The sequence below is a fragment of the Salirhabdus sp. Marseille-P4669 genome (assembly GCF_900240405.1).
Classification (GTDB): Bacteria; Bacillota; Bacilli; order Bacillales; family Alkalibacillaceae; genus OEQK01.
The window spans coordinates 37,154-55,714 of sequence record NZ_OEQK01000003.1 but is presented as its reverse complement, the minus strand read 5'-3'; the positions used below and the strand labels follow the sequence as shown (position 1 = coordinate 55,714).

The following is an 18,561-nucleotide window of genomic DNA, read 5'->3' as shown; positions in this document are numbered from 1 at the left end:
AGATGGTTGAGCTATTATTATGGATTACAGCTTTTTCCTTTTTTGCAGTGTTAAATAGCACGATTGTAATGACAATAAATCGTCATAAATTTATTATGGATCGTAGAATTTTACCATTGCTGAATTGGAATCAAAATGAGCTTCAATTTGCCGAGAGTGAAGAGAATACCTTTAAAAATAGGATAATAGCACCGGTTTCGAGTCGTCTTCAGGAAATGTTAAAGAAAAAACTACCGAAACAAAAGGTAAAAGACCTTGAAAAAAAATTGCGTGAAGCTGGTAACCCCCTAGGATTAATAGGTATTGACTTTTTGTTACTACAAATCGTAATTAGTATCGGATTCATATTACTTTTATCGTTATTAATTTTACAAAGTAGTTCCGATTTTGGAAAAGTATTACTACTAGGAAGTTTTTCATTTGCTTTCCTCTTCGGTTATTCGAACTATTATTTAAAAGCTAAAAAGAGACAACGTATTCAACAAATTGAAAAAACAATGCCTGATTTTTTTGATTTGGTTACCATTTCAATTGAAGCTGGACTTGGACTAGATGGAGCATTAAAACGAATTGCTAATGAAATGGATGGCCCCTTATCAGAAGAATTTCGATACGCTTTAGAAGATATGAAATTAGGAAAATCACGAAAACAAGCATTTACAGAAATGAAGAACAGAGTTTCCTCGGAATTTTTAAAAAGCGTTTTAAGTGCATTAATTCAAGCGGATCAAATGGGGATAGGAATTTCGAAAGTACTACAAGCACAAACCCAACGAATTCGTGAGCAACAGCGACAAAAAGTTAAAGAACAGGCAATGAAGGCTCCTGTAAAAATGTTAATTCCTATGGTTTTATTTATATTCCCGACACTATTCATAGTGCTTATTGGACCTGCTTTCGTTCAATTTATAACAAATTGGTTCTAAAGATGGTTGCTAGTTAGGAATCAAATGGAAAGTTTAATCGGGGCAAACAATGATAATTATTTTGGAGGAGTCCTCTTCGATCTAATATCGATCAATTTAGAACTCCTCCTTAATAGGAATAGGCGGTATAGCCTTTGATGTATTTCTATTCTTAGAATTTGAAGAGTTTTTAAAAGACTGACATAATAAATAAATGTAAGGAAAGTTGTATGCGTGTTATGGACAATACATATGCATACCTTGTTAATTAGCTCTATAATAAAAATGAATACTTTCAAATAAGGGAAATTTCAAAATTAAAAATAGGGGAGAGATACATGAGAGACTTTCATTGCTGTGCGACATGTGTAAATTTTCTTGCAAAGAAAAACGAGCAGGAGCGGGGAATGATTTATCGATGCACAAGGCTTGGGTACGATACTCGACCAGAATATAAATTTGACTGTTGGGATCCAAAACCACACGTAATAAAGCTGATGGAGAAAGAGAAAAAGAAAAAAAAATCGTCTTAATTAAAGCTCATTTTGAGGATTTGTCATCCTTTCCCTTTAATCCAATTAATCGACTAGGTATAATGAGGAAAAGGAGGGATGACATGAACGTAAAAGAAGCAATAGAAAAACGGCGTGAAATAACAAACTTCCTTGATAAGGAGATTCCTAAGGATATTTTAGAAAATGTATTAGATGCTGCTTATAAAGCGCCTGCTGGAAACAACTTATTATCTCGTGAATTTATTTTGGTTACAAAACGTGAAAACCTCGATTTATTATCAAGTGCAACACCATTTGTGCCTTGGTTAAAAAAAGCTAAGGCAGCAATAGTTGTTACAGGTAGACCAGATATTAGTAAATATTGGGTTCAAGACGGCTCCATTGCAAGCGGATATCTTTGGTTGGCTGCAGTTGAAAATGGATTAGGGGCTGCGTTTGGTGCTATTTATCATGCAACCGACAAACAGGAATCAGAAAAACGAGAAAGTTATGTAAAAAAGACATTACAAGTACCTGATGATCGAAGAATCTTATCTATTATTGGTTTCGGATATCCGGACCAAAACCTAAAACCCAAAAAAATGTTGCCTAGAGACTCTGTCGTATATTACGAAACTTTCTAAGGACATACTATACGTATGTTCTTATTTTTTATGTATAGGGAGAGATCTTTAGGATGACCCTTTTTCGACTTGGTTATGTTGCAATGAGTGTCCATTTACAGAACAGTTCACCATCCCAGACTATGACTTTTAAACGATTTAATGAAATTGGGGATGAAGAAGCTGCTATACATAAATTAGAAAGAATTGCTAAGGCCAATTTAACGAATTGTTTAAGGCTATTAAAACATAATAAAGCTTACGATATAACTTTTTTTCGATTAAGCTCAAAACTTATTCCTTTAGCTACCCATGATGCTTTAAAAGGATGGAACTATCGTGAGGCTGTTCAACAAGAATTACGAGCACTAGGAGACTATGCCAAGCAGAATAAGATGCGACTCGGTTTTCATCCTGATCATTTTGTCGTACTTAATACTCCAGAGAAAGAAAAGCTAAAATTCTCGTTAAAAACGTTACAATATCACCATAATTTACTTAAAGGCATGGACATGACAACAGCACACCGTTGTGTTCTTCATCTAGGTGGCAAATACGAAGACAAAGGCCAATCGTTAGAACGATTTATTACCAATTGGGCTTTCGTACCGAATAGGCTTCAAAATATGATTATTTTAGAAAACGATGACAAAATTTATACGATGAACGATATTTTATACGTTTGCGAAAAATTAAATGTACCTCATGTGTTTGACCTTCATCATCATATGGCTAATTATGAGGAAGAGAATTGGGAGAAGCAATGGGATAGAATATTGGGTACATGGAGCCACTCGGAACATCCAATAAAAATGCACATATCTAGTCCGAAAAGTGAATCCCAATTTCGGGCTCATGCTGATTATATTGACCCTAACATGTTTTTGCGATTCGCCAATACAGTGAAAGGAAGTACGCCTCAAATTGATTGTATGATTGAGGCGAAGGAGAAAGATGGAGCTTTATTTCAATTAGTAGAAGAATTGAAAAAACATCCGGATGTGGAAATGGTTGACCAAGCGTCTTTCTATATAAAGGGATAGCAGATAATGGTGCTAATAGTTCTTTTCATAATGGAAAATATATAGGAGAACGTTTTTGTTCAAATATTTTTCATTAGGAGGAGTTATCGATGGGTAGAGCACAAAGCCAAAGAACAAGAGATAAAAACAAAGCTAGCTTACCACAAACTCCGAAATATGAAATTGCTTCAGATGGCCGTGATATTGAGTTTTCAGAGGAGCTTGCCGACCATGATGACATCGTTGCGCAAGAACGGTCCCGTAGAGCAGATGCTCGTGCAAAGCATAAGAAATAAATAAAAGAGATGCTGCCCCGTGCTGGGCAGCATCTTTTCTAAAAGTTAGGAGTTGTAGTTTCCATGAATACATTTTTAGGTAAAATGATAGAAGCAGAATATGATGCGTCAGACTCCGAATTTACATTAAAGCAGGTGAAGAATCTGGAGACGGAATCTACCATAAGCTTCAGTCATTTACATGTTCTCTTAGATTATTTACATCACCAATTAAGTCAGAATGAAGAATGTGTTCTTACATTAAACGATCAAATGCCTGTGCGTTTAAGTCAACGAGAAATTCAGCTTTTAATTGATGACTTTCAAGGCATCCAAACAAAATTTGACATTATTTAACAAAATTCGGGTGGTGCCAGGCACCCAAGACCTTCCGCAACAATGCTGAGAATTGTCCGGCCATGTTTTCTAGGTTTTCGACAATGAGATAATTGGTATTGTACATGCTTTCCATGATTTTTTCTTGTTGTTCATTTTGATGATCCATTTGTATTCCTATTGTTTGAATACCTAATTTTCTTGCTTCTTGAATGGCTTGTTTTGTATCCATTACTCCATTTTGGAAGTAATCAAATGCAGCAGGCTTACCGTCCGTTAAGACGATTAAAAACTTATGTCTTTCGGATTGCTTAGCTAATTTGTTTGCTGCATGTCGTATTGCAAAGCCATCACGATTATCTTCTTCCGGCTGAAGTTGCATAATTCTAGCTCCACTATTGCTTTGTAAGCTGTTGGTAAAAGAGATCACCTCATGAAAATAGTTCGGTTGATACGTTGGGTCACTTTCCATACCGTCTTCCCAAAACCCGATAACCGAATGCAAAATGTTCAGCTGTCGTAACGTTTCATGAAAAAGGGCAATTGATTCCTTTGCTTTTTCCATTTTGTTCATCATAGAAGAAGAACAATCTACAAGCAAGGTGAAACTACTATCAAAAGTTTCGTCCTCTTCCTTTTTGCTAAATAACTTCGGATTATCATCTGTAAAAAAGCGGGTTAATTTTCTTCCTAATTTCCCGTAATGAAGGGTTCGAAAATGAATTTCCCTTTTTTTATCTAGTAATTCTGAAAGTAATTTAACGAGTCGTTTCTTTTCAAAGCTGATCTCTTGTAAAACACGATCATAAGCTAAAATATCTGTTTCCTTTAGAGGTTCTATTTCTTTGTCAATTGCAATCGCATATCGATTTTCTTTTCCTTTACTATATCCATCTTCGTCTTGTGAGATTTGTTCCGTAGTTGCTTCTGAATGATCATTTAAATCTGTTTGTTGTGAGCTTCCTTGAACCATTGCCATCACTTGGTCAGTCGCTTCACTTTCCCTAGGCGTTTCGGTAAATCGGGTATCCTGATGCTCACCATCGACATCATCAAATTGTAAGAAGGTTTCCTTCGTTTCCTTCTTTCGTTTCCTAGTCCAAGAAGGCATTAATTCATCAAACGATTCATCCTCCTCTTGTGTTGTAGCCGGAATGTCATTAATTTTTGGCAACGTAAAATACATATTAATCATATCTCTTGTAAAATAGTGCTGTATTAAATAGTAGACATCATAGGTAATAGCTAAGACATCAACCGTATCTGCTACTTCAAAAATACGAAATACGTTTTCCTTGATTTTTAAAATGGCATCCTCAGGTAATTCTAAATCTTGTTTCTTTAGATAAAATGAAGGATCCAATAAAGTTAAACAGATAAAACAAAATAATGCGTCTAGCTTAAACCCTCTTGACAGATTTACTTTCAATTGGTCGCGGAAAAATAGAGCATATGCTGATCGCCGATAATCAAATGCTTTTTGTGTACCAGGGCGTAGCTTCAGAATCAGTTCTTCTAAACGTATATCTTCTAAAAAGGCAACAACCTGTTTTGAAAAAGAGGGAAGAGTAAGCTTTTTATTCTTACTTAAAAAGGTAAGTAAAGCATTTCGATCACTATATTGGTAATTGCCTAAAGCTCGTAAATACAAATCGCTTTTTTCTCCATGATGACTTTTGCTTGTACGATCTTCCCAGAAGCTGCTTATGGTAACTTTTGGTGTATAAATATCTAAGAATGAGACCTGATTGTATTGAATAGTAACATCTTTACGCATAAATGTAGTCGCTAAGTCTTTTAATTGCATAAACATGAAATAATCCATTTCTTTTTCAATAAAACTCATTTGGAAATCATTCCTTAAAGTAAGTTTCTGCTAGATTTATAACAAAGTTCTTCTCGCGTTCATCTTCAAGCTTTTCCGCTATTGCATGACGAATAGCTGTTAACGGTGACAAGTAGACAGCTAAATCACAAGCATCCAGCAATGCTCTAGTTGAAGCTGCTTCTTCTGAGATTTTACCTCTTTTCGTTTCTTTAATGATTTCGTCGGCTAATTTCACCATATATTCGATCACTTCTGCATTCTCAAGATTGGTTTGCTCTTTAATGACTTGCTTCAGCTGTTCCCCAGTTAAATAAGCTACATGAAAAATGACAAAACGGTTTTTTAACGCTTCATTTAGAGGGGTTGTTCCGACATAGCCTTCATTTATCGCTGCAACAACACGGAAGTTAGGATGAGCTTTTACAACCTCACTTGTAAATGGATTTGTGATTGTTTTACGGTAATCTAACACACCATTTAAAATAGGGAGTGTTTCTGGACGTGCCATGTTAATTTCATCAATATACAATGTATGGCCATTTTTCATCGCTTTTATGACAGGACCTTCGACAAATTCAATTTGCGACTGCCCATCTATTTGTTTAATTGTTTTAAAACCCAATAAACTTTCAGCATCTAAATCAATTGAACAATTGATACTATGCATCGGTTGTTTATAGATAGCAGACAATGTTTCAGCTAATCTAGTTTTCCCGCTACCAGTTGGCCCTTTTAGTAAAATGTTTTTGCCCATATAAAAAGCAATCACTGTATTCCGTACTAAGCTTTCCGATTCAATAAAGCCAGGGGTTGTAGTTAAGTGCTCATAGCCAGAATTGTTCTTTTGAATCGATGATATATATGTTTGTATTTCTGTTGGAAGTTCCGTTAACATCAATAATTCTCCTTTAGATAAAATATGAAACCTATGTACTATTTTATGTGTTAAGAGGTAATACGTAAATGAATAAGGTTCCGTATAGAGATTTGGATTATTGTGGTTATAACCTACTAGGTGGGGGGAGAAATCTGGAGTAATGAATAAAACGTATTTATAGACTATAAAAAATGGCTAAGAGGGGAGATTATTTTATTCCCTTTCCGTTTTTTGGGGCTTCCTCTGAGGGATAATCTTATAAATAATTTCCGAACCAAAAAGTAGGATAATACAAGCCGAAAATGGAATACGCTTTCCTTTTCGGCTTGTAATAAAAATATTATTTAAAAACCAGGATAAGGATTCTATAAGTAAGTATACATACTTTCGGTTTCATCCCGGTATCCAGTAATTAATAAGGATCAGCATCATGACCTTTTTCAACTGCTTCTTCAGGTGCATCGCCACCTTTTGTACCTAAAGGATGTGCTCCACTAGTGAAGCGCTCCATTTTACCCATTTTATCCTTTTTATCCTTCATCATTTTATTTGCTTCCTCTAAACCTTCTCGTAATCTCCGGCCATATTCCTCGTCAGCAGACTCAGCTAGTGCAATCATCTTGTCTTGAATTTCCTTTTCACAAATGGATAAATCATTTACAAGGTTTGTAATTAGCTCATCCTTTTCCCAATCTTCGAAATTACGATATGTCTCTCCAGCTTGCTTTGTATTATCATTTCGATCAATGGACTCACGAACTAGTTTACCTTCTACTTGAGGCGTATGCTCTTGGCCAATTTGTTCAGCTTCTTTTAATCCACCCATAGAGGAAGGCTCATAATTTACATGTAAGTTTTGACCTGGGGCTTTATCGTTGTCGTATCGTAGCTGTCCACCTTCTTGATTGGTAGCAACACGTTTTTTTGCTCTGTTAATTGGTAATTGTAAATAGTTGGCACCTACACGATAACGCTGCGTATCGGAATAGGAGAAGGTACGTCCTTGTAGCATTTTATCATCACTGAAATCAAGACCGTCGACTAAAACACCTGTACCAAAGGCTGCTTGCTCAACTTCGTTAAAGTAGTTTTCCGGATTTCGATTGAGCACCATTTTCCCAACTTTTTTCCATGGGAACTGGTCATTTGGCCAAAGCTTTGTATCGTCCAATGGATCAAAATCCAATTCAGGATGTGGACCATCTTCCATTAACTGGACATATAGCTCCCACTCCGGATATTCTCCACGTTCAATGGCTTCATATAAATCCTGGGTAGCATGGCTAAAATTTTGACCCTGAATTTCTGCAGCTTCCTTCATGGTTAAGTTTTTAATCCCTTGTTTAGGCTCCCAATGATATTTCACTAAATGCGCTTTACCTTCATTATTAATCCACCGGTATGTGTTTACACCGGAACCTTGCATCATCCGATAGTTTGCTGGAATACCCCATGGAGAGTAAACAAATGTAACCATGTGAAAGGATTCAGGAGAATTTGCACAAAAGTCAAAAAATCTTCTTGGATCTTGGTAATTCGTAACAGGATCAGGGCGGAATGCATGGATCATATCTGGAAACTTCATTGCATCTCGAATAAAAAATATTTTTAGGTTGTTTCCTACTAAATCCCAGTTCCCATCCTCCGTATAGAATTTAACGGCAAACCCTCTTGGATCTCGAACTGTTTCAGGTGAATGTAGTCCATGTACGACGGTTGAGAAACGAACAAATACTGGTGTTTTTTTTCCTTTCTCTTGAAAAACTTTTGCTCTTGTATACTTTGAAACCGGCTCATCTCCAACTGTGCCATAGGTTTCAAAATAACCGTGAGCACCGGCACCTCTTGCATGTACGATTCGTTCAGGAACTTTTTCTCGGTCAAAATGACTAATCTTTTCAATGAAATCATAATTTTCCAAAGTTGCTGGTCCCCGATTTCCAACGGTACGAATATTTTGATTGTTTGTAACTGGATGCCCTTGACGATTGGTTAGGGTGTCCTCGTTTTCAATATTCGTTTGATTCTTATCCTTATGTTCCATGTTCGTACTCCTTTTCTAAAAATTTCAACTAACCTAAGTATAATGTTTAGAAGTGATACACTTCACATTCGAAGAAGTTACTTATAGATTGACCTTTGATGAAAAAAATATCAGTATTCCATGTTTTTTTGTCAGTGGTAACATTTGGTAACAGATAACATTTTCTTGTCAAATCGTGTACAATAACGTGAAAGTTTACTATAATTAAGAAGGAAATAGTTTTTTACACAGAGGGATGGTTATATTGAACTCTAAAAAAGCGATTCATATTTTAAAAGAAAATGGATATAAACAAACAAAGCAAAGAGAACGGCTTATCGATATTTTTCTTGATAAAGACCAGTACATGCCTGTTAAGGACGTATTAAAGGAATTTCAAGAGGATTTTCCTAGTGCAAGCTATAACACGGTTTATCGGAATTTATATACTTTAGTAGACTTAAATATACTAGAGTCTACGTTATTAAATGGGGAGCAGCAATTTCGGCTACACTGTGATATAAGCGGCCATCATCACCATTTTATTTGTACAAAATGTGGAACAACGAGTCCAATTGAGGTTTGTCCGATGGAGGATGTTAATGCATCTTTACCGGGGTATCAAATTAATAATCATAAATTTGAAGTATATGGATTATGTCCAGAATGTAATTAAGAGAGTGCTCTTTAATGGGAAAGAGTGCTCTTTTATTTTTTTTTGAAATAGTATTTTGAATAGTAACACTTTAAAAATTGTGTGCAATTTAAATTGGGTTTGGTTACAAGGTGTGCTATAATGAACACAATGATTTTTAATTCATACTATACCAATAGGAATTATATCCTTTAATGGTAGGAGTGAGGAAATTGGGTAGAGAGTTTATTGATTTATTTGACGAATGGTCTGATACGTATGATCAAACGGTAGTAGGTCATGACGAAGAATATAAGGAAGTATTTTTAAACTATGAAAATATTTTACAAGAAGTTTGTAACCGGGTAAGTGGTAATATACTTGAGTTTGGCGTTGGTACAGGTAATTTAACATTAAAATTAAAAGAAGCAGGATATAAAGTGCTTGGGATTGAGCCTTCACAAAAAATGAGGGAGCTAGCAGCAAAAAAAGTTAATGTATCGATTGTAGATGGAGATTTCTTGAACTTTCCGTTAGAAAAGTGGGACACTATTGATGGAATTGTTAGTTCCTATGCATTTCACCATTTAACGGATGATGAAAAAGTAGAAGCAATCCAAAAATATCGTACCCTTTTACCAGTGAATGGAAAAATTGTTTTTGCAGATACCGTTTTTGAAAATGAACAAGCAAAAGGGAATATGATAAAATGGGCAGAGGAACGAAACTTTTTAAATTTAGCATTAGATTTAAAAACGGAATATTACACAACCATCCCATTTTTAACAAAAAGCCTTGAGGATAATGGGTTTTCTGTTGATTTTACACAGATGAATGATTTTGTGTGGATTCTAAATGGGACGAAAAAATTCTAAATAAGGGGACGGTAAAAATGCAAAAAATGAATGTAGAAAGTTTTAATTTAGACCATACAAAAGTAAAAGCGCCATATGTACGTCTAGCAGGTAAAACAGAAGGAACAAAAGGGGATGTTATCTACAAATACGATATTCGCTTTTGTCAACCAAACAAAGAGCATATGGAAATGCCTGGGTTGCATTCATTAGAACATATGATGGCGGAATTCAGTCGTAACCATCATGATCGTGTTGTCGACATCAGTCCGATGGGATGTCAAACTGGCTTTTATTTAGCGCTCTTAAATGATGGAGACCGTGATCATGTTATGAACTTGTTGGAAAAAACGCTTCAGGATGTTTTGGACGCAACTGAAGTACCAGCATGTAACGAAGTTCAATGCGGTTGGGCTGCTAGTCATAGTCTAGAAGGAGCAAAAGAAATTGCTAGAAATATGTTAGCAAAACGGGATGAATGGTCTGAAATATTCGCTTAAGAAATAGGAGGCTTTAAGATGGAGTATGTTCGTAATGTTCAACAATTAATAGGAAAGACTCCACTTATTGAAATCCACCAATTTAATTTACCTGAACATGTTCGCATCTTTGCAAAGCTTGAGTTTTTTAACCCAGGTGGAAGTATAAAGGACCGCCTGGGTGTTCATTTAATCAAGGAAGCGATGAAAAGTGGTAAATTAAAGCCGGGTGGTACGATTATTGAACCGACTGCAGGAAATACAGGGATTGGAATTGCGTTGGCTGCCGTTGGGTTAGGCATTAACGTCATTTTTGTCACACCTGAAAAATTTAGTTTGGAAAAGCAGGAATTGATGAAAGCGTTAGGGGCAAACGTCGTAAATACCCCAACAAATGCTGGCATGCAAGGTGCGATTCAAAAAGTAAACCAATTATTACAAGAAATTCCCAACTCCTATTCACCCGAGCAATTTGCAAATCCTTCTAACCCAAAAGCTTATTATGAAACACTTGGTCCAGAAATATATAACCAATTAGATGGAAAAGTCGATATATTTGTAGCTGGAGCAGGAACCGGTGGAACGTTTATGGGTACTGCTCAATATTTAAAAGAACAAGACGAATCTATTAAAACCGTGATTGTAGAGCCAGAGGGTTCTATACTGAATGGGGGAAAGCCTGGACCGCACGATACAGAAGGAATTGGGATGGAGTTCTTACCGTCTTATATGGATACTGCATATTTTGATGAGATCCATACCATACCGGATTCAGAAGCATTTGCGTTCGTAAAGCAACTTGCACATAAGGCTGGACTTCTTGTCGGAAGCTCTTCTGGTGCAGCTTTTGCAGCCTGCATAAGAGAGGCGAAAAAGGCAAGGCCTGGGACAACTATTGTAACCATCTTTCCGGACAGCAGTGAACGCTATTTAAGTTCGCGTATTTACCAATATTAAATAAGGAGGGGCATTAAAATGCGAAAAAAAACAATGCTTATTCATGGTGGAATCGAAGGGGACGAGTCAACTGGTGCAGTTAATGTTCCAATCTATCAAGTTAGCACCTACAAGCAGGAAGCAGTTGGCAAACATAAAGGCTATGAATATTCCAGAACTGGAAACCCAACTCGCCATGCATTAGAGGAATTGATTAAAGATTTAGAAGGCGGTGTAAGAGGTTTCGCTTTCGGATCGGGTATGGCAGCTATTACTTCTGTTTTTATGCTGTTTTCTGCAAATGATCATGTCATTATGACAGATGATGTTTATGGTGGCTCCTACCGCTTGGTTTCTAAAGTATTAAATCGTTTTAACATTGAAACGACATTCGTAGATACCAGTTCCATTGATGAGATTAAAAAGGCAATCCAACCGAATACAAAGGCGATTTATGTAGAAACACCTACTAATCCATTGCTAAAGGTAACAGATTTAGAAGCAACATCACAATTTGCCAAAGACAATGAGTTATTATTCATCGTGGATAATACCTTCAGTACACCTTATTGGCAAAATCCAATGAAACATGGGGCGGATATTGTTCTTCACAGTGCAACGAAATATATTGGTGGCCATAGTGATGTAGTGGCAGGCCTTGTAGTGGTAAATTCGAATGAGTTAGGAGAAGAACTTCATTTTATCCAAAACTCTGTAGGTGGCATTCTAGGACCACAAGATTCATACTTGCTTATACGTGGGATAAAAACCTTAGGTGTACGAATGGAAGAAATTGAGGAGAACTCAAAAAAAGTAATCGAGTTCTTACAAGCACATCCACTTGTACAAAACATTTATTATCCAGGTCTTACCAATCATCCAGGACATGATGTCCATACGAAACAAGCTACTGGGTTCGGAGGAATGTTGTCCTTTGATGTTGGAAGTGAAGCAAAAGCAGCGCAATTATTAGCGAATGTGAAATATTTTACGCTTGCAGAAAGTTTAGGGGCTGTAGAAAGCTTAATTTCTGTTCCAGCTAAAATGACCCACGCATCCATTCCGAAAGAAAGAAGAGAAGAATTAGGTATAACGGATGGATTGATTCGTATTTCCATTGGTTTGGAAGATGCTGAGGACTTAATAGAAGATTTAGCAGAAGCACTAAAATAAGAAATGAAGCAGTGTCTAGATAGTTAGACACTGCTTTTTACCATTTTTTAGGCTAAAGGAAAAGAGTAATTACAAAACATTTTTTTCATTTCATAATACATAGCGCCTCCACCTCTTTAATCTTTGCATAATAGACATTGTCGATACAAGAGGGTAGGATATAGTAGTAAAATACGAGCTAAGAAAATAGAAGGGGAATGAATATGAATCTAAATAATAGGTATAAAGAAGAAATGAAAAGCAAAATAAATACCTTCTTTCAGGAAGAGCGAGGGGAAGAAATTGGGGAACTAGCTACACAAATCGTATTGGATTTTGTTCTAAAAGAATTAAGTCCATACATATACAACCAAGGAATAAAAGACGCAAAGACAATCGTTGAGCAAAAGGTGATGAATTTAGAGGAGGACCTTTCTTCATTAGAAAGGCGCATTTAGCAAATTCATAAAAAACTCCTTAAATCCTGCACATCAATCAAGCTTTATTAATATAGTAAGTTATGAGAGTAGACAATTTGATTGAGGTGAACCTAATGGAGTTCGAAATTACAAGAGATTATATTAGTATTGGGAACTCAAGGTCAGGAGAAAGTCTAAATAAAGTTCGTTTTATCGTAAGCCATGATACAGGAAATCCTGGATCTACTGCTTACGGAAACCGTAGTTATTTTCAAAATTCCAATCCTAGCTCATCTGCCCACACGTTTATTGATGACAAGTATATTTTAGAAATTGTTCCACTTGATGAAAAAGCATGGCATGTACGGTATAACGTAACGAAAGATAATCAAATGTTTGGGGATGATGCGAATGATGCAGCTATTGGCGTCGAGCTGTGCCACGGGGGAAGCATTAACTTTGAAGAAGCCTATTCGAGATATGTTTGGTACCATGCCTATTTATGTGAGAAGTACAATTTAGACCCAAATAAGCACATTGTAGCGCATAGTACACTAGATCCTGGTCGTAGAACAGATCCACAAAATGCGTTAAACAGACACGGTATCTCTTGGAATGATTTCATCCAAGATGTGAGCCAAGCCTATAGAAAATATTTCCAGGGTGAAGAAAATATACCAGATCCTGTTGTGAAAGGTGCATCTGTCCATTTGCCAGTTGGAAGGGGAGATAGTGGACAGTTTGTACGAGAAATACAGCAAGATTTGATTAAAGCTGGATTTGCATTACCAGTATTTGGTGCTGATGGACACTTTGGGGCAGAAACAGAAAGAGCTGTCATGAAATTCCAAAAGAAATATCAGTTACAAGTAGATGGATTAGTTGGTCAACAAACCCTATCTAAGTTAAAAGAAGTGTTAAGTACGAGTAAGCCAATTGAAGATTTCCCATTACCAGATGGAGTGTTGCGTAGGGGGGATCGTGGGAATGAAGTTAGTCAGGTGCAACGAGCATTAAAAAGATTGAATTTTGATCCAAAACAAATTGATGGCATATATGGTGCGAATACAGAAGATGCTGTAAGACGGTTCCAGTCTATGTTTAGAGCACTAGCTAATGATGGTATATATGGACCACAAACAAAAAGGTATATGGAAATGGAGCTAGATGATCTATAAGTGAAGATAGAGGTCAGGGGATACATGTATCCTGACCTCAATTTTTTTATAAGAATAAATTACTAGAATCTGCATGATGTCGTCTTCCATAATTGCCATCCATACCGCCTACACTTCGCGTTTTTTCCTTTATGCAAGAAATAGGAAGACATAAAAGGGGTAGATCTTCCTCAAGTAGGAACTAAGTTATATAAATATAGGTTTAGTATTCCAGTTCTAGGGTATAGGAAAAGGGAGAAAGATATAGACATACTTGGGGAAAGGGGGGGAAATATGCTGAAACAAGATGCCATTAAGGATCACGTCCGATTAGTAGACAATGCATTAAGTGGTTTTATTTTATGTAATAAGGACGGGATTGTATATGCAAATCCTTACTGTTATCAAACCTTAGGATATAAGCTAAATGATATGTTATCTTGGGACTGTATTATACCCCCGAATGTTATAGATGACTGGTTTGACAAACTAACTAGTGTTCTCAACGGAATAAAGCCAATAGAGCGTATGGAATATTGCTTCTTAAAAAAAGATGGTTCTGTTTTGGGTTTAACAGTACAGATTAATTCCTCTACAATAGGTAATGATACATATGCTGAGGTTCATTTTCAAGAACTTACAATCAATACGAATAATAGCATACTTGTAAAAGAAAAGCTGGAACAATATGAAATTATGAATGAAAATATGACTGAAATCATAAGTCAACATGCAATGGATGGTAAGGTGTTACATTTGTCCCCCTCCGTTAAAAAGGTAACTGGATATGATCAGGAAACATTAATTGGTTCCTTTCCTTGTGAATATATTCATCCAGAGGATCAAAATCGAGTCCAATATGCTTTTACAAAAGTAAAATATACAGAGGAGCAACAATCGGTTCGTTTTCGAGTTCGATGTAAGAAGAATGAATATATATGGATGGAAACAGTCCAAAAGATTCATTATGTTACAGGCAAAAAACAAATTGTGGCTGGAAGTAAAAAAATAGATAAGCAGATAAAGCTAGAAAAAATGCTGTTTCAAGCAGAAAAATTAGCCACAATTGGGGAGCTTGGTGTTGGAATTGTTCATGAGATAAAGAATCCTTTAACGTCAATAAAAGGTTTCCTACAACTTATGAAAGCTGGTACCATTGATATACAAGACTATTTATCCATATTGAATTCAGAACTGGATCGAATCGAAAAAATTGCATCCAATGTATTATCCTATGCCAAGCCAAAAGAGGAAAAAGGGAAGCAAGAATTAAATGCAATTTTACACGATGTATATATATTAATGACTATACAAGCGACGAAGCAAAAAACAAAGCTAAAATTTTACCCAAACAAGACATCTATATACACACTCGGGGATGAAACACAATTAAAACAGGTATTTATAAATCTTATAAAAAATGCGATAGAGGCTTCACATAAAGGACAGATAATACATATTTCAGTAAAAGAGGAAAATGATTTTCATATCGTTCAAATAAAGGATTCCGGTGTAGGTATACCAAAAGAAAAACTGAAGCAAATTGGAGAAAGTTCTTTTACAACTAAGGATAAAGGAACTGGAGTGGGATTAATGGTAACGAGAAGGATTATAAAGGAACATCAAGGGGAATGGTTTATAGAAAGTAAAGAAGGTAACGGGACAACTTTTACGATTAAACTTCCGAAATTATAAATTATGATTATAAAATTATAAGGCAATGGTCAAAACGTTTAGTTCATGTAACTAAGCGTTTTTTTGTTTGTTTCGGAACAATCCTATTACTATTCCTATTGCTAGATTTGTTGTTATAAGAAGCATCCTCAATGATTCAACCGGGAGCAATCAGGCTAATGTACCTTTTCTATTCCTATAGGAAGCTTACTTGAATCCTACCGAAAATAGGAAGGTCAGGTGATAGGAATTGATGGTGCTTTTGCCCAAAATAAGGGTTAGAAGAAGATGATGAATAACATATTCGGGGGTGAGGATTGTGGAAAAGGAAAGACTATTAGAATTGATCAATCAAGAACGTAAGAAATTACATGAAGCTATAGATGAAAAAGGTCTAGATCATAGAAAAACGCTAACATATAGTAGAGAGCTTGATAAACTAATTAGCAAATATATAAAGCTATCTAGCTCTATAAATCAATAAGTAAGGGAGATTGATTAAGAGTCTAACTTGTTAACTAGGCTCTTTATTTTTTGAACACATGTAAAATCAGTTTAATAGGAAGACCTTCTTATTTTTCGTTTCAACAAGAATAGGAATAACGGTTAGTTGGCGGATACTTAGGTAGGTTTTATGCTATTTATAGGTATTATGTTGGGGCGTGTGAAGGGTGACTTATTTACTATTTTAGCAGCAGAAATACAAAAACTTAACATACAAACATTTGGAGGAATTACGTTGACAGTCAAATTATTAAATACAGAAAAATTATCGAACGCAGTTGAAACGATTTTAGAAGAAATAGGCGAAGATATAAACCGCGAAGGATTACTTGATACACCACAACGTGTTGCAAAAATGTATAAGGAAGTTTTTTCGGGAGTGGGAATTGAACCGAAGACAGCTTTAACTACAACCTTCGAATCGGAGGGATATGAAGGTATGATCGTTGTTCGGGATATTGATTATTACACTTTTTGTGAACACCATCTTATTCCTTTCTTCGGAAAAGCACATATTGGCTATATTCCTAGTGAACGCATCGTGGGATTAAGTAAATTTGCTAGATTAGTTGAATTAACATCAAAACGTCCACAAGTTCAAGAAAGAATGACAAATCAAATCGCTGCTGCAATTTATGAAATTCTAGATCCAAAAGGTGTCATTGTTCAAATAGAAGGACAGCATTTGTGTATGTGTGCCCGTGGTGTCAAAAAACCAGGTTCATCAACTGTTACGACGGTAAAAAAAGGCATTTTTAAGAAGGAAGAATCCTTAGTTAGAGAATTTGAATCAAATGTAGCTAAGTAATGAGAGAAGGAGATAGGAACATGCTTTATTTGTCACGTAGAGTTGATTTTTCTGCAATGCATAGCTATCGAAAGACAGATTGGTCTGATGAAAGAAATGCAGCGGTTTTTGGATTGTGCAGTAACCCAAATGGCCATGGTCACGATTATAAATTAGAAGTAATGGTGAAGGGTGAATTAAATAATCGATCAGGGATTGTTGTAAATACAGTGGATATTAAAAAAATCGTTAGTTCTTTTATTGAAGAAGAGCTTGATGGTAAGTTTTTAAACAAAGAGAATCAATATTTTATAAACAACATTCCTACAACGGAAAATCTAGTTCAGTTCCTGTGGGAAGGCATAAAACCACAATTAGATAATTGCGAACTACATCGTTTGCGTTTACATGAAAATCATTATTTATATGCTGAAAAGGAAGATGAACAAATGGTTAGTTTGACACGTAAATATCATTTTAGTGCTGCGCATAGGCTACACAGCAACGAGTTAACTCAGCAAGAGAATGTAGACTTATTTGGAAAATGCAATAACCCTTATGGCCATGGTCATAACTATTACCTTGATATAACGATAAAGGGTGATCCAGATCCAAGCACTGGTATGGTAGTAGATTTAGGTTCATTAGATCAAATCGTGGAGTCGGTGGTAATAAAGAAAATGGACCATAAACACTTAAATCTAGATGTTGAAGAGTTTAAGGAATTAAATCCTACATCAGAAGTAGTGGCGAAGGTTATTTTTGAAATGTTAGCACCGAAAATACCGAATTTGTATAAGGTTGGGCTTTGGGAAACAGAAAAAAATTATTTTGAATACTATGGATAAGGTGAGATGTAATTATGATCGATGTCACACAACTAAAAGATAAAGTGATCGTTATTACAGGTGCTAGTAGAGGAATCGGACAAGCCATTGCTCATACCCTTAAAGACAAAGGAGTTCGTTTAGTTTTAGGGGCAAGGACGATAGCCGAACAAAGTGAATTTCAGGAGGATACGATTTTACATGTTTCGCTAGATGTGAGTGATGAAGAATCTGTAATGCGCTTTAAAGAGGTTGCTTTAGCTCGATTTGGAAAAGTGGATGTATTAATAAATGCTGCAGGAGTAGGTTCTTTCTCATCTATTTTGGATTCCGAAACAAAGGATTTCGATGATATGATTTCTATTAATTTACGTGGTACCTATTTAACTTGCAAACATTTTGGTAGAACAATGAAAAGTCAACAAGATGGTCAAATTTTAAATTTAGTCTCGATAGCAGGAACGATGGCACTTCCAGGAAACGGTGGTTATTCAGCATCTAAATATGGTGTATACGGGTTTACGAAAGTACTGCAATCTGAATTACGTCGTGAAGGTATTCGTATTACATCTGTAATACCAGGCGCAATAAATAGTTCATTTTGGGACAATGTAGACATGGAACTGGACAAATCCAATATGATCTCCTTACGTTCGATCACAGAGCATATTCTTTTCTTACTTTGCCAACCAAAACATGCTGTCGTAGATGAAATTACCATTATGCCACCTAATGGGATTCTATAAGATGATGGG

Annotated in this window: 21 protein-coding genes and 1 pseudogene; 19 read left to right on the top strand and 3 right to left on the bottom strand. The window is 35.9% G+C overall.

Features of this window, described 5'->3' with window-relative positions:
• Positions 1–2: 2 nt before the first annotated feature.
• From C1A05_RS06740 to C1A05_RS06715, 6 genes are all read left to right on the top strand, one after another.
• Positions 3–926, top strand: a complete 924-nt coding sequence (locus C1A05_RS06740) for a type II secretion system F family protein (RefSeq protein WP_102027444.1) — start codon at positions 3–5, stop codon at positions 924–926.
• 317 nt (positions 927–1,243) lie between these two features.
• Positions 1,244–1,438 (top strand): hypothetical protein, encoded by a 195-nt coding sequence (locus C1A05_RS06735; protein ID WP_102027443.1) that lies wholly within the window; start codon positions 1,244–1,246, stop codon positions 1,436–1,438.
• 83 nt (positions 1,439–1,521) lie between these two features.
• The gene (locus C1A05_RS06730) at positions 1,522–2,043 is read left to right on the top strand and encodes a nitroreductase family protein (RefSeq protein ID WP_102027442.1); all 522 of its coding nucleotides are present in this window, start codon (positions 1,522–1,524) and stop codon (positions 2,041–2,043) included.
• Between the two features lie 53 nt (positions 2,044–2,096).
• Positions 2,097–3,065, top strand: a complete 969-nt coding sequence (gene uvsE / locus C1A05_RS06725; RefSeq protein WP_102027441.1) for a UV DNA damage repair endonuclease UvsE — start codon at positions 2,097–2,099, stop codon at positions 3,063–3,065.
• 89 nt (positions 3,066–3,154) lie between these two features.
• The gene (locus C1A05_RS06720) at positions 3,155–3,340 is read left to right on the top strand and encodes a YfhD family protein (protein ID WP_102027440.1); all 186 of its coding nucleotides are present in this window, start codon (positions 3,155–3,157) and stop codon (positions 3,338–3,340) included.
• A 63-nt stretch (positions 3,341–3,403) separates the two neighbouring features.
• Positions 3,404–3,676: a hypothetical protein gene (locus tag C1A05_RS06715; RefSeq protein ID WP_102027439.1), complete on the top strand. Its 273-nt coding sequence runs from the start codon at positions 3,404–3,406 to the stop codon at positions 3,674–3,676.
• Here the strand turns inward: C1A05_RS06715 and C1A05_RS06710 are convergent.
• From C1A05_RS06710 to C1A05_RS06700, 3 genes are all read right to left on the bottom strand, one after another.
• Complete coding sequence (locus C1A05_RS06710) at positions 3,669–5,501, bottom strand: vWA domain-containing protein (RefSeq protein ID WP_102027438.1); 1,833 nt, start codon at positions 5,499–5,501, stop codon at positions 3,669–3,671. The genes C1A05_RS06715 and C1A05_RS06710 overlap by 8 nt on opposite strands.
• Positions 5,502–5,508: 7 nt before the next feature.
• Positions 5,509–6,378, bottom strand: coding sequence for an AAA family ATPase (locus tag C1A05_RS06705; protein ID WP_102027437.1), 870 nt, complete (start codon positions 6,376–6,378; stop codon positions 5,509–5,511).
• A gap of 394 nt (positions 6,379–6,772) precedes the next feature.
• Positions 6,773–8,404 carry a catalase gene (locus C1A05_RS06700; RefSeq protein WP_102027436.1) on the bottom strand — a complete coding sequence of 544 codons (1,632 nt, stop codon included), beginning with the start codon at positions 8,402–8,404 and terminating at the stop codon, positions 6,773–6,775.
• 235 nt (positions 8,405–8,639) lie between these two features.
• On the opposite strand from C1A05_RS06700, the gene C1A05_RS06695 reads away from it, so the two are divergent.
• The 13 genes and pseudogenes from C1A05_RS06695 to C1A05_RS06640 all read left to right on the top strand — a co-directional run bounded on the left by C1A05_RS06695 (position 8,640) and on the right by C1A05_RS06640 (position 18,552).
• The gene (locus C1A05_RS06695) at positions 8,640–9,059 is read left to right on the top strand and encodes a Fur family transcriptional regulator (protein ID WP_200816478.1); all 420 of its coding nucleotides are present in this window, start codon (positions 8,640–8,642) and stop codon (positions 9,057–9,059) included.
• Positions 9,060–9,250: 191 nt separating this feature from the next.
• Positions 9,251–9,892 (top strand): class I SAM-dependent DNA methyltransferase, encoded by a 642-nt coding sequence (locus tag C1A05_RS06690; protein ID WP_102027434.1) that lies wholly within the window; start codon positions 9,251–9,253, stop codon positions 9,890–9,892.
• Between the two features lie 17 nt (positions 9,893–9,909).
• Positions 9,910–10,371 (top strand): S-ribosylhomocysteine lyase, encoded by a 462-nt coding sequence (locus C1A05_RS06685; protein ID WP_102027433.1) that lies wholly within the window; start codon positions 9,910–9,912, stop codon positions 10,369–10,371.
• Positions 10,372–10,389: 18 nt separating this feature from the next.
• The gene (locus C1A05_RS06680; protein ID WP_102027432.1) at positions 10,390–11,307 is read left to right on the top strand and encodes a PLP-dependent cysteine synthase family protein; all 918 of its coding nucleotides are present in this window, start codon (positions 10,390–10,392) and stop codon (positions 11,305–11,307) included.
• A gap of 18 nt (positions 11,308–11,325) precedes the next feature.
• The gene (locus C1A05_RS06675; protein WP_102027431.1) at positions 11,326–12,459 is read left to right on the top strand and encodes a bifunctional cystathionine gamma-lyase/homocysteine desulfhydrase; all 1,134 of its coding nucleotides are present in this window, start codon (positions 11,326–11,328) and stop codon (positions 12,457–12,459) included.
• A gap of 203 nt (positions 12,460–12,662) precedes the next feature.
• Complete coding sequence (locus tag C1A05_RS06670; RefSeq protein ID WP_234998386.1) at positions 12,663–12,896, top strand: DUF2164 domain-containing protein; 234 nt, start codon at positions 12,663–12,665, stop codon at positions 12,894–12,896.
• Between the two features lie 95 nt (positions 12,897–12,991).
• A pseudogene (locus tag C1A05_RS18255) lies at positions 12,992–13,504 on the top strand (peptidoglycan recognition protein family protein); the annotation flags it as partial.
• Positions 13,490–14,035, top strand: coding sequence for a peptidoglycan-binding domain-containing protein (locus C1A05_RS18250; protein WP_234998446.1), 546 nt, complete (start codon positions 13,490–13,492; stop codon positions 14,033–14,035). The pseudogene C1A05_RS18255 and the gene C1A05_RS18250, both read left to right, overlap by 15 nt.
• A gap of 273 nt (positions 14,036–14,308) precedes the next feature.
• On the top strand, positions 14,309–15,709 hold the full coding sequence (locus tag C1A05_RS06660) for a PAS domain-containing sensor histidine kinase (protein WP_102027428.1): 1,401 nt from the start codon (positions 14,309–14,311) through the stop codon (positions 15,707–15,709).
• 298 nt (positions 15,710–16,007) lie between these two features.
• Entirely contained in the window at positions 16,008–16,172 is a 165-nt protein-coding gene (locus C1A05_RS06655) for an aspartyl-phosphate phosphatase Spo0E family protein (RefSeq protein ID WP_159462013.1), read from the top strand.
• A gap of 255 nt (positions 16,173–16,427) precedes the next feature.
• Complete coding sequence (folE, locus tag C1A05_RS06650) at positions 16,428–17,000, top strand: GTP cyclohydrolase I FolE (RefSeq protein ID WP_234998384.1); 573 nt, start codon at positions 16,428–16,430, stop codon at positions 16,998–17,000.
• A gap of 20 nt (positions 17,001–17,020) precedes the next feature.
• On the top strand, positions 17,021–17,827 hold the full coding sequence (locus C1A05_RS06645) for a 6-carboxytetrahydropterin synthase (RefSeq protein WP_102027426.1): 807 nt from the start codon (positions 17,021–17,023) through the stop codon (positions 17,825–17,827).
• 14 nt (positions 17,828–17,841) lie between these two features.
• The gene (locus C1A05_RS06640) at positions 17,842–18,552 is read left to right on the top strand and encodes an SDR family oxidoreductase (protein ID WP_102027425.1); all 711 of its coding nucleotides are present in this window, start codon (positions 17,842–17,844) and stop codon (positions 18,550–18,552) included.
• Positions 18,553–18,561 lie beyond the last annotated feature (9 nt).